Source organism: Sphingomonas lenta (assembly GCF_002288825.1).
Classification (GTDB): Bacteria; Pseudomonadota; Alphaproteobacteria; order Sphingomonadales; family Sphingomonadaceae; genus Sphingomonas; species Sphingomonas lenta.
In genome coordinates this window covers 404,225-416,036 of the sequence record NZ_NSLI01000002.1, presented here as the reverse complement: position 1 = coordinate 416,036, position 11,812 = coordinate 404,225, and the positions used below count along the sequence as shown (strand labels likewise).

The window sequence follows — 11,812 nt, the reverse complement described above, 5'->3', positions numbered from 1 at the left end:
AAGGAGTAACCTGATGAACAAGTTGCTGGCCGGACTTCTCGCCGCGGCGGTGGTCGCCGTGCCTGTGTCGGCGCAAGTCGCGCCGCAAGCGGGTGTCGGGTCGACACGCGCCGATATGGAAGCCCGCGTGCGGGCCGACTTCGCGCGCGTAGACGCGAACCGCGACGGTTACGTCACCCAGGACGAGGCTCGTGCGGTGCGGGCGTCCCGGCGCGGCGAGCGTGCCGGAGATCGCCAGGAGCGGCGCGAGCAGGCGTTCACGCGCCTCGACGCCAATCGCGACGGGATGATCAGCCGGACCGAGTTCCTGGAACGCGAGGGTAGGGCGGAACGCGGCGACCGTCGCGAGCGCCGCGCCGAGCGTCGGGCGGAGCGGCGCGAGCGGTTGGCGGAACGCCGCGGCCTATTGCGCCTCGGCGGCAAGCGCTTCGCGCGCATCGACGCGAACCGGGACGGACGCGTATCGCTGGCCGAGGTGCTGACCGTGCGGGCGCGGGCGTTCGAGCGGGTCGACGCGAACCGCGACGGGCGGGTCACGCGCGAGGAGCGCCGCGCCGCCCGCGGGGCGCGCGGCTGAGCCGCGGTTAGCGCGCGGGCGGTCGCGCCGCGCCGACGCTCAAGCGCTCCAGGCTGAAGCTATCGGCGAACTGCACGCCCGCCCGGCCGTCGACTGCCCAGCGGAGATGGCCGGCGAACATCTGGTCGTCGACCAGTTCGATCAGCACGGGGGTGCCGGCGGGGTGGGCCGACAGATCCGCACCGTCGATCATGGCGCCCGTCGCCGACAAGTTGCGGATGCGCACAATCAGGCTGTCGCCGCGTATGTCGAGCCGCGCGCGCCGGAGCATGCGCGATCGGGGAGCGCGGCTGACCTTGTGGCCGACGGGTGATGCGCGTCCCTGGTTGGCTGCGAGCGCCTCGGCCGCCTGCGCGCCCAGCATGGGCCGGCCATAGACGTAGCCCTGGATATGGCTGCAGCCCAAGCGGCGGACGAGCTCGATCTCGTCCTGGATTTCGACACCTTCGGCGGTGGTCTCCATGCCGAGCGCGGTGGCGAGCGTGACGATCGCCTGAATAATCGCCGCGTTGCGCCCGCCCGGCATCGCCGCGCCGCGCACGAAGCTCTGGTCGACCTTGATCTTGTCGAACGGCGCCGAACGCAGATAGCCGAGCGACGAATAGCCCGTGCCGAAGTCGTCCAGCGCCAAGCGAACGCCCAGACCTTTCAGCGCCGCGAACATGCGGTCGGATTGGGCGGAGTCGGTCAGGAACACCGACTCGGTGATCTCCAGCTCGAGGCGCGAAGGCGCGAGGCCGGCGCTGGCGAGCGCGTTGGCGACGAGCACGGGCAGCGCCGGATTGGCGAACTGGATGGGCGACACGTTGACGGCGACACGCACGTCCTCCGGCCAGCCCGCCGCATCGCGCGTGGCGGCGCGCAGCACGCGCTCGCCGATCGCCTCGATCAGCCCGCACTCCTCGGCGATGGGGATGAAATCGGCGGGCGATACGGGGCCGCGCTTGGGATGCTCCCAGCGTACCAGCGCCTCAAAGCCTACGATGCGGGCGGTTTCGGCGGAGACAACTGGTTGGTAGCACACGTGCATTTGGTCGTGTTGCAACGCGATACGAAGATCGTCCTCCAACCGCTTGCGGCCTTGGGCATCCGCGAGCATTTCCGGGCGGTAGAAACGATGAACGCCCCGGCCGTCCGCTTTGGCGGCGTAAAGCGCCAGATCGGCATTGCGCGTCAGCGTGTCGGCGTCCGAGCCGTCTTCCGGCGCGATGGCGACGCCGATGGAGCAGCCGATGGAGATGCTGGAGCCGCTGATGAAGTAGGGCTGGGAAAGCGAGTTGATGATCGCCTGCGCGACCTCTGCGACGCGGTCGCGGCTGCCCTCGTTCGACAGGAGGACCTGGAACTCGTCGCCGCCCAGCCGCCCGATCAGGCCGGTGTCGCCGACGCAGCGCATCAGCCGCTGGCCGACCTGCTGGAGCAGCGCGTCGCCCGTTTGGTGGCCGAGCGTGTCGTTGACCTGCTTGAAGCGATCCAGGTCGAGCAGCATCAGCGCGTTGGCGCGGTAGGCGGTGCGCGCGGCGGACAGGGTCTGGTCGAGCGACACGCGCATCCGCTCGCGGTTGGCGAGCCCCGTCAGGCCGTCGTAGAGTGCGAGGCGGGTGATCTCGGCTTCCGAGCGGCGCTTCTCCGACAGGTCGCTTCCGTGGCCGACGAAGCCCTGGAAATGGCCGAGCTCGTCGACGAGCGGGCGGCCGGAGATCGACCACCAGCGGTCCTCCTCCGGCCCCGGCGTGCGCACCGACAGGTCGGCGAAGGCGGTGCGCGACGATAGGTGGAAGGCGAGCGTGCGCTTGTTCTGGCCGTCATCGTCGGTGTGGAAAAGGCGCGAGAAAGGCGCGCCCGCCGCATCGCCGCCCGCAATCACGCCCGCGACCTTGTCGGAGAGGTAGAGGATCTGGCCGTCGCGGTCGGTGCGCCAGAACCAGCCCGCGCCCTGCGCCTCGAACTCGCGCACCAGCGTCAGCGCCAGCTGCCCGCGCTCCAGTTCCGAGCGATCACCCGCGCGTTCGTCGGACGCGAACAGACGGCGCAGCTTCGACGATCGCGCGGTCTGAGGGCGGGTGTTCATAACCCTGGTTAGACGCGACCCGCTTATGCCTAGGTTGCGGAGCAGGGTTAACGCGTGTTCACGCGCCCGCGTTGGAGAGGCGCGCGAGCTGGTCTTCGGAGAGCTGCAGCGTCATCGCGGGCATGAGCCGTTCGAGCTGCTCGACGCTCGTCGCGGACGCGATCGGCGCGGTGACGCCGGGCTGCGCCAGGAGCCAGGCGAGCGCGATGGGGGCGAGGTCGGCGCCCGTCTCCGCGGCGACCGCGTCCATGACGTCAAGCACCGCGCGGCCGCGGCCTTCCAGGAGTTCGGCCATGCGTTGGCCGCGCACGCTTTTGCCCAGGTCGTCGGGCGAACGGTATTTGCCGGTGAGGAAGCCGGAGGCGAGCCCGTAATAGGGCAGCACCCCGATATTCTCCTGGACGCAATAGTCCTGGAGCTCGCCCTCGAACTTATGGCGCGAGACGAGGTTGTATTCGGGTTGGAGCACGTGGACGCGCGGCAGGCCATCCCGATGCTTGCCGAGATCGACCGCGGACTTGAGCCGCAGGGCGCGGAAGTTGCTGACGCCCAGCACGCGGAACTTGCCCTGTTCGTGGAGCCGGCCGAACGCCTCGAGATACGCCTCTTGCGGCGTCGCGTCGTCGTCCTGGTGCGCGTAGTAGAGGTCGATCGTGTCGACGCCCAAGCGCTTCAGCGACGCTTCGCAGGCGGCGGCGATGCGCGCGGGGGCGAGCTTCTCGCCGCCTTCTCCGGGCAGCATGCCGACCTTGGTCGCGATCTGGACCTGGTCGCGCTTGCCCGAGCGGGCGAGCCATTCGCCGATGAGCGTCTCGGACTCGCCGCCGCGATGGCCGGGGACCCAGGCGGAGTAGACGTCGGCGGTGTCGATCATCGTGCCGCCGGCCGCGACGAAAGCGTCGAGCACGGCGAAGCTGGCGTCGCGGTCGGCGGTCCAGCCGAACACGTTGCCGCCCAGCACCAGCGGCGCGATCATGAGGTCGGTCGCGCCGAGGCGTCTGGTGGGGGTCATGCCTCGTTTCCTTCGGCGTCTTCCTCAACCTCGTTCAGGTCGATGCTGTTGGCGTCGAGCATCTCGGCCGCCTCGTTCAGCTCGCGCGCCTCGTCGGCGGAGACTTGGCCGGGCTGTTCGGGTTCGACGGAGCAGGCGGCGAGGAGGAGTAGAGGGAGGAGGGGGCGCATGGGGTGCCTTACTAAGCCCTCTCCCGCTTTCGCGGGAGAGTGACAGGCCCGCAGGGCCAGGGTGAGGGCTTGGTCAGGGCGTATCCCGATGAACAGGCCCTCACCCTGCGGCTGCGCCGCTGTCCCTCTCCCGCGAAAGCGGGAGAGGGGAATGATTTAGTCCTGGATCGCCTTGCCGGCCTTGCTCAGCGCGTTGCCGGTGGCGTCCGCGGCGGTGTCGGCGGCGTTGCTGACGGCGGCGCCAGTCGCTTCCGCGCCGTTCTCGATCGACTCGCCCGCCTGGTCGAGCGACTGCTCGGCCGAGCCCAGCGCGTTCTCGGTCGCGACGTCGACGTCATCGACGGCGTTCTCCGTGGTGGCGTCCACGTCGGCGGCGGTGGCGTTGGCGGCCTCCACGGTCTCGTTCTGCGCGTTCTGGCCGCAAGCGGCGAGCGCGAGGGCGGCGCCAAGGATTAGGGGGGCGGGGATCACGAACTTCTTCATGGGCGTTCCTCTTGGTTGTTTGCCGACATTTGTCGTTGCCGATGGGCGCAAACGCGCTTTGGTCATTTCGGGTCCGTCCGGCTAGTCCGTTGACCTCATATAAAGATATCTTTATATCCTTATGCGTGACGGAGCCGCTCGACATCTTCCGCGCGCTCGCCGACGCGACGCGGCTGCGCATCCTGGCGCTGGTCCGGCGCATGGAGCTGTCGGTGGGCGAGCTGGCGCAGGTGCTGGGCCAGAGCCAGCCGCGCGTGTCCAGGCACGTCAAGATCCTGACCGATGCCGGGCTGGTGGAGCGCCGCAAGGAAGGCAGCTGGGTGTTCGTGGCGCTTGGTGCGCCGTCGGTGGTGGAGCCGCTCGCGGCCGCGCTCGACGCGTGGGGCGGCGGCACGGTCGATCGCTGGGCCGAGGCCGATCTGGCGCGGCTGCAGGCGGTCCGCGCCGACCGCACCGCCGCGGCGGCCGCCTGGTTCCAGACGCATGCGGGCGAGTGGGACGCGATCCGGTCGCTGCACGTGGCGGAAAGCGAGGTCGAGGCGGCGATGGCGGCGGTGCTGGGCGAGGCTCCGGTCGGCGTGCTCGTCGACATCGGCACCGGCACCGGGCGCATGCTGGAGCTGTTCGGCGGCCGGGCGGCGCAGGCGTTGGGCGTCGACCGCTCGTCCGAGATGCTGCGCCTGGCGCGCGCCAAGCTGCACGACCGCGCCAATACCGAGCTTCGCCAGGCGGACCTGTATCGGCTGCCGCTCGGCGACGGCGAGGCGGACCTCGCGATCCTGCACCACGTGCTGCACTTCGCCGAGGCGCCGGAGCTCGCCATCGGCGAGGCTGCGCGGGTGCTCGGGCCGGGCGGGCGGCTGCTGATCGCCGACTTCGCGCCGCACGGGCGCGAGGAGCTGCGCACGCGCGACGCGCATGCGCGCCTGGGCTTCTCCGACGAGCAGGTGCGGCACTGGTACGAGGCGGCGGGGCTCCAGCTTGCCCGGACGGAGACGCTCGAGGGGGGCGAACTCACGGTGAAACTATGGCTCGGGCGCAAGCAGGGCGCGCGGCTCAAAGAGGTGAAGGCGGCATGACGTTATCGGTTCCCCAGCTCGAAGAGGCGCGGCGCGCGCTCGACGCGCCGCTGTTCGCGGACCTGGCCGGCGACATGGCGGTCTCGTTCGAGTTCTTTCCTCCTAAGAACGAGAAGATGGAGGAGACGCTCTGGTCGTCGATCCGGACGCTGGAGCCGCTCGGCCCCCGCTTCGTGTCGGTGACCTATGGCGCGGGTGGATCGACGCGCGAGCGCACGCACGCGACGGTGGCGCGCATTCAGCGCGAGACGCCGATGGCGGCGGCCGCGCACCTGACCTGCGTGGAGGCGACGCGCGAGGAGATAGACGCGGTCGCGAACGAGTATTGGGCGGCGGGCGTGCGGCACATCGTGGCGTTGCGCGGCGACTCGCCGACGCCGGGCACGCCCTATGCGACGCATCCGGGCGGTTACGAGAACGCGGCCGACCTGGTGGCGGGCCTGCGCAAGCTGCACCCGTTCGAGATCTCGGTGGCGGCATACCCTGAGCGGCACCCGGACTCTCCGTGCGACCAGTCGGACATCGACAACCTCAAGCGCAAGATCGACGCGGGCGCGAACCGGGCGATCACCCAATTCTTCTTCTCGCCCGAGACCTATTTCCGCTTCCGCGACCGCGCGGTGGCGGCGGGCGTCGACGCGGAGATCGTGCCGGGCATCCTGCCGGTGATGAGCGTCGCGCAGGTGCGCAAGTTCGCCGGCCAGTGCGGGGCGAGCATCCCCGACTGGATGGACCGGCTGTTCGAGGGATTGGACGACCACCCGGCCGCGCGCCAGCTCGTGTCGGCGACGATCGCGGCCGAGCTGTGCCGCAAGCTCTATGCGGGCGGCGTGCGCGAGTTCCACTTCTACACGCTCAACCGGGCGGAGCTGGCCTATGCGATCTGCCACCTGCTGGGCGTGCGGCCCAAAGCGGTCGCGCAAGCGGAGGCGGCGTGATGGGTATCCGGGCTAAGTTGCTGACCGAGGCCGAGAAGCGCATCCTGCTGACCGACGGCGCGTTCGGGACGGAGATTCAGAACTGGCGTTTGGACGAGGCGGCGTACGCCGGCGACCTCGGCCTCAGCCACGACCAGAAGGGCAATAACGACATCCTGGCGATCACCAAGCCTGAGGTGCCCGAGGCGATCACGCGCGCGTACCTGGAGGCGGGGTCGGACATCGTGTCGACCAACACTTTCTCCGCAAACCGGATCAGCCAGGCGGACTATGCCGCCGAGCATCTCGTGCGTGAGATCAACGTCGCCTCGGCGCGGATCGCGCGGGAGCTGGCGGACGAGTTCGAAGCCAAGGACGGGCGGCCGCGCTTCGTGGCGGGTGCGATCGGGCCGACGAACAAGACGCTGTCGTTGAGCCCCGACGTCAACGATCCCGGCTATCGCGAGATCGATTTCGACTATCTGAAGGGCGTGTACCGCGAGCAGATCGACGCGCTGGTCGAGGGTGGGGCGGACTTCGTCCTGATCGAGACGGTGTTCGACACGCTCAACGCCAAGGCGGGGATCATGGCCGCGCTGGAAGCGGGCTGGGCCGCGCATCGCGACCTGCCGATCATGTTGTCGATGACGCTGACCGACCTGTCGGGGCGCAACCTGTCGGGGCATACCGTGGAAGCGTTCTGGCACGCGGTGCGACACGCGCGGCCGATCACCATCGGGCTGAATTGTTCATTCGGGGCCGAGCAGTTGCGGCCGCATGTTCGCACGCTGTCTCAAGTCGCCGACACGCTGATCATGGTCTATCCGAACGCCGGGCTGCCCAACGAGCTCGGCGCGTACGACGAGGCGCCGGCGACCACGGCGGGGCTGGTCGGCGAGTGGGCGGTCGCGGGGCAGGTCAACGTGCTCGGCGGCTGCTGCGGCTCGACGCCGGCGCACATCAAGGCGATCGCCGACAAGGTCGCGGGGCTGGAGCCCAGGCGCGTGTGCCGGCCGGAGGTGCGGACCAGGCTCGCCGGGTTGGAGCCGTTCACGATGGCGGCTTGACCGTCCTGCTCCCTCTCCCCTCCGGGGAGAGGGTTGGGGAGAGGGGCTGTTCCAAGCGCCTTCCCCTGCTCAGCCCCTCTCCCCGGCCCTCTCCCCAAAGGGGAGAGGGAGAGAAAGACAGATGACTGCTTCCACCGCCCAGTTCGTCAACATCGGCGAGCGGACCAACGTCACCGGCTCCGCCAAGTTCAAGAAGCTCGTCATGGCGGGCGACTACGCGCAAGCGGTCGAGGTCGCGCGCCAGCAGGTGGAGGCGGGCGCGCAGGTCATCGACGTCAACATGGACGAAGGCCTGCTCGACGCCGAGGCGGCGATGACGACCTTCCTCAAGCTCATCGCCGCCGAGCCCGACATCGCGCGCGTGCCCGTGATGGTCGACAGCTCCAAGTGGAGCGTGATCGAGGCGGGGCTGAAATGCGTGTCGGGCAAGCCGATCGTCAACTCGATCAGCATGAAGGAAGGGGAGGAGCCCTTCCTCGACCAGGCGCGGCGCTGCATGGCCTATGGCGCGGCGGTCGTCGTCATGGCGTTCGACGAGGTCGGCCAAGCGGATACGCGCGAACGTAAGGTCGAGATCTGCACGAGAGCCTATAAGCTGTTGTGTGGCATCGGCTTTCCGCCCGAGGACATCATCTTCGATCCCAACATCTTCGCGGTGGCGACGGGGATCGAGGAGCACAACAACTACGCCGTCGACTTTATCGAGGCGTGCCGCGACATCAAGGCCGCTTGCCCGCACGTCCATATCTCGGGCGGGCTCTCGAACCTGAGCTTCTCCTTCCGCGGCAACGAGCCCGTGCGCCGCGCGATGCACTCGGTGTTCCTCTACCATGCCATCCCGGCGGGGATGGACATGGCGATCGTCAACGCCGGCCAGCTCGACGTGTACGACACGATCGACCCCGAGCTGCGTCAGGGCTGCGAGGACGTGATCCTCAACCGCGACCTGGGCGCCACCGAGCGGCTCATCGCGCTCGCCGAGAAGTTCAAGGGCGGCGACGCGGTCGCGGAAAAGGCGGCGCAGGAGTGGCGCGGCTGGGACGTGCGCAAGCGCTTGGAGCACGCGCTGGTCAAGGGCATCGACGCGCACATCGTCGACGACACGGAGGAGGCGCGTCAGGCGCACGCCCGCCCGATCGAGGTGATCGAGGGACCGCTGATGGACGGCATGAACGTCGTCGGCGATCTCTTCGGATCGGGTAAGATGTTCCTGCCGCAAGTCGTTAAGAGCGCTCGCGTCATGAAAAAGGCGGTGGCGCATCTCCTGCCTTATATCGAGGCGGAGAAGAGCGCGGGCGCGCGGTCCAAGGGCCGGATCGTGATGGCGACCGTTAAGGGCGACGTCCACGACATCGGCAAGAACATCGTCGGCGTGGTGCTTCAGTGCAACGGCTTCGAGGTGGTGGACCTGGGCGTGATGGTGCCCTGGGCGAAGATCCTGGAGGCGGCGAACGAGAACGACGCGGACATGATCGGCCTGTCCGGCCTGATCACGCCGTCGCTCGACGAGATGGTCACCGTCGCGGAGGAGATGAGCCGCGCCAAGATGACGATGCCGCTGCTGATCGGCGGCGCCACGACGTCCAAGGTACACACGGCGCTCCGCATCGCGCCGGCCTATGACGGGCCTGTGGTGCACGTGCTCGACGCTTCGCGAGCCGTGGGCGTGGCGACCACGCTGGTGAGCGAGACGGGGCGCGACGCCTATGTCGCCAACGTCGCCGCCGACTACCAGGCGGTGCGCGATAGCCGCGCAGGCAAGGGCGCGAACGAGCTGCTGCCGCTCGCCGAGGCGCGCGCGCGGGGGTTCGCGGCCGACATGGCGCTCAAGGCGCCGGCGGCGGCGAGGCCGGGGGTGCATCGTTTTGATGATTGGCCGCTCGAGGACCTGCGCGGCCATATCGACTGGACGCCGTTTTTCCGCGCGTGGGAGCTGGCGGGGACGTACCCCGCGATCCTGCAGGACGAGGTGGTGGGCGAGAGCGCGACCAACCTCTACGCGGACGCGCAAGGAATGCTCGACCGGATCGTGGGCGAGAAGTGGCTCACCGCGCGCGGCGTCGCGGCGCTGTGGCCGTGCCGGCGCGAGGGGGACGACGTCGTGCTCGGCTCGGGCGAGCGCTTCCCGTTCCTTCGCCAGCAGATCAACAAGCGCGAGGGGCGGGCGAATATGTGCCTGGCCGACTTCGTCGATCCCGCGGGCGACTGGATGGGCGGGTTCGCGGTCGGGATCCACGGGATCGAGCCGCATCTGGAGCGCTACAAGGCGAACCACGACGACTATAACGACATCCTTCTCAAAGCCTTGGCGGACAGACTTGCGGAGGCGTTCGCGGAGGCGCTGCACCGGCATGTCCGCACGACGCTGTGGGGCTACGCGCCCGACGAGCAGCTGACGAATGAAGCGCTGATCCGCGAGCAGTATCGCGGCATCCGGCCCGCGCCGGGCTATCCGGCGTGCCCGGAGCATTCGCTCAAGCGCACGTTGTTCGAGCTGCTGGACGCGGAGGGGGCCGCAGGCCTGACGCTGACCGACAGCTTCGCGATGCTGCCGACGGCGGCGGTCAGCGGCTTCTATTTCGGGCACGCGCAGGCCGAGTATTTCGGCGTGGCGCGCATCGGGCGCGACCAGGTCGAAGACTATGCCCAGCGCCGCGGCGTCAGCGTGGAGCAGGCGGAGCGCTGGCTCCGCCCGAACCTGGACTAGCTCAGAGCCGGCAGGTGTCGGCCTCACCCGGGTCGAGGTCGAGGCAGCGGCCGTCGATGCCCGGCGTGCCGAGCCGGAGCGGCGCGGCGAGGGTGGGGAGGATGTCCACCGTCTGCACCGAGAGCGGCTGCTCGAAGGCGGGCTGGCCGCGGCGCCAGAAGAGAAGGGGGACGCGGCGGTCATAGTCCCAGGGGCTGCCATGCGTCTCGACGTAGCCGGGGCCGGGGCGGTCGATCGGGGTCACGCGCGGCTTGTGCATGACGAGCAGGTCGCCCGAGCGCTCGGGGTCGAAGCTGGCGCGGGCGCGCTCGAGCAGCGACCAGGTTTCGGGCGGAGTCGTGGGCAGCGGCGTCGCGGCGATCTCCGCGCGGGTGTAGGCGGCGGCGACCTGCGGCTGGGCGAGGTAGCGGCGCTTCGCCTCGGCGAGCACGCGCGCGCGGGTCGCGGGCGGGAGCGCGCGGTCGACATAGACGTCGCCCTCGGCCGCAAGCAGCACGGGGCCGGACAGCTTCAGGTCGCGCGCGATGCCCGCCGCCATGGCCTTGGTCGACAGCTCGGGGACGATGCGCGACGCCATCGGCATGGCGCGGACCTGCTGGCGCTCGGTCGCGTCGTGCGCGCCGTGGTCAGCGGTGAGCACCACCTGGTAATCGACGCCCGTGCGGTCGAGCACGTCGAAGAAGGAGCCGAGCGCGCGGTCGAGCTCCGCCATCTGGATGCACATCTCCGTGCCCTGGGTGCCGAAGCTGTGGCCGACATAATCGGTCGCCGACGCGCCCACGATCAGGAGGTCGGTCGCGGGGCCGCGGCCCAGGTTCAGCTCCTGCGCGAAACCTGCGGCGAGCGAGAGCATCGCGGCGTCGGCGGCGGGCGAGGCGCGAAACGCGCGGGCGTCGCCCGCCTTGCGCTCGAAGCGACCGCGGCCGAGCGTCTGCTCGCCGATGCGGATCGCGCGGTCGAGCGGGCGGCAGTGAGTGGGGAGCGGCAACGCAGCCTGCGGGCGGGCGATCAGATCGGCGACGGCGGCTTGCGCCCGCTCGACGACGGGCGGTGTGAGGCGGCCCTGGACGGTCTCGAACCGGTCGTTCTTCCAGAACCAGATCTCGTCGGTGCGCCGCCCGCCCATCATCAGCGCGGCGCGGTCCTTGCCCGCCACCGACACGACGCGGCTGCGCGGGTCGCGCGTCTTCATGAGGTCGCCCAGTGTCGGCACCTTCAAGTGCGCGACGGAGGAGACGTAGTTCTTGGAATGGTCGGTGCCCGGCGCGCGCTCGTCCTCGGCGCAGTAGACGAGCTTGTCGGGGCGCGGCGCGTTCTGGTCGACCCAGGTATTGGCGATGATACCGTTCCGCGCCGGGTGCGTGCCCGTCAGAATCGTGGAGTGGCCGGGGCAGGTCTCCGACGCGGCGTGGCCCTGGTAAGCGGAGGGGAACACCGCGCCCTGCAGTAGGCGCGCGAAGCCGCCGGTGAAGTGCTCGCGATATTGTTGGAACAGGTCGCCGGAGAGCTGGTCGACCGAGACTGCGACGATCAGTTTGGGCGGGGTTCGAGGGGCGGGCGCCGGTTCGGCAGCGGGCGCGGTCCGCGCGGCGAGCGGCGCGGTGGCGGAGACGAGCAGGGCGGCGAGGAGCGCTTTCATGCGGGGTCCTTGGGGAGGTCGTTGCGGCGCGCTATGTATTGCGCATGAGGTTTCGGCAATGATCCGCGCGTTGCGTCGCGCGCCGACGAA

Annotated in this window: 10 protein-coding genes; 5 read left to right on the top strand and 5 right to left on the bottom strand. The window is 69.7% G+C overall.

From position 1 onward, the window contains the following. Window positions 1–13: 13 nt before the first annotated feature. On the top strand, window positions 14–577 hold the full coding sequence (locus CKY28_RS05230; protein ID WP_095997275.1) for an EF-hand domain-containing protein: 564 nt from the start codon (window positions 14–16) through the stop codon (window positions 575–577). A gap of 7 nt (window positions 578–584) precedes the next feature. Here CKY28_RS05230 and CKY28_RS05225 read toward each other — a convergent pair whose 3' ends face one another. The 4 genes from CKY28_RS05225 to CKY28_RS05215 form a co-directional block, all read right to left on the bottom strand. After that, window positions 585–2,648, bottom strand: coding sequence for a putative bifunctional diguanylate cyclase/phosphodiesterase (locus CKY28_RS05225; protein ID WP_095997274.1), 2,064 nt, complete (start codon window positions 2,646–2,648; stop codon window positions 585–587). Between the two features lie 58 nt (window positions 2,649–2,706). Further along, entirely contained in the window at window positions 2,707–3,660 is a 954-nt protein-coding gene (locus tag CKY28_RS05220; RefSeq protein ID WP_095997273.1) for an aldo/keto reductase, read from the bottom strand. Then, window positions 3,657–3,830, bottom strand: coding sequence for a hypothetical protein (locus CKY28_RS18550; RefSeq protein ID WP_176472960.1), 174 nt, complete (start codon window positions 3,828–3,830; stop codon window positions 3,657–3,659). Before CKY28_RS18550 ends, CKY28_RS05220 begins: the two co-directional genes overlap by 4 nt. 156 nt (window positions 3,831–3,986) lie before the next feature. Beyond that, window positions 3,987–4,313: a hypothetical protein gene (locus CKY28_RS05215; RefSeq protein ID WP_095997272.1), complete on the bottom strand. Its 327-nt coding sequence runs from the start codon at window positions 4,311–4,313 to the stop codon at window positions 3,987–3,989. Window positions 4,314–4,438: 125 nt separating this feature from the next. Here CKY28_RS05215 and CKY28_RS05210 point away from each other — a divergent pair, with 125 nt between their 5' ends. From CKY28_RS05210 to metH, 4 genes are all read left to right on the top strand, one after another. Beyond that, the gene (locus CKY28_RS05210; protein ID WP_095997271.1) at window positions 4,439–5,392 is read left to right on the top strand and encodes an ArsR/SmtB family transcription factor; all 954 of its coding nucleotides are present in this window, start codon (window positions 4,439–4,441) and stop codon (window positions 5,390–5,392) included. Next, complete coding sequence (gene metF / locus CKY28_RS05205) at window positions 5,389–6,330, top strand: methylenetetrahydrofolate reductase (RefSeq protein WP_095997270.1); 942 nt, start codon at window positions 5,389–5,391, stop codon at window positions 6,328–6,330. The genes CKY28_RS05210 and metF overlap by 4 nt, the downstream gene beginning before the upstream one ends. Next, a complete protein-coding gene (locus CKY28_RS05200; protein ID WP_095997269.1) occupies window positions 6,330–7,376 on the top strand; it encodes a homocysteine S-methyltransferase family protein in 1,047 nt (348 codons plus the stop codon). The genes metF and CKY28_RS05200 overlap by 1 nt, the downstream gene beginning before the upstream one ends. Before the next feature lie 121 nt (window positions 7,377–7,497). Further along, entirely contained in the window at window positions 7,498–10,083 is a 2,586-nt protein-coding gene (gene metH / locus CKY28_RS05195) for a methionine synthase (RefSeq protein ID WP_095997268.1), read from the top strand. Window position 10,084: 1 nt separating this feature from the next. Here the strand turns inward: metH and CKY28_RS05190 are convergent, their stop codons facing one another. Next, window positions 10,085–11,722: an alkaline phosphatase family protein gene (locus CKY28_RS05190; protein WP_095997267.1), complete on the bottom strand. Its 1,638-nt coding sequence runs from the start codon at window positions 11,720–11,722 to the stop codon at window positions 10,085–10,087. Between the last annotated feature and the right edge of the window lie 90 nt (window positions 11,723–11,812).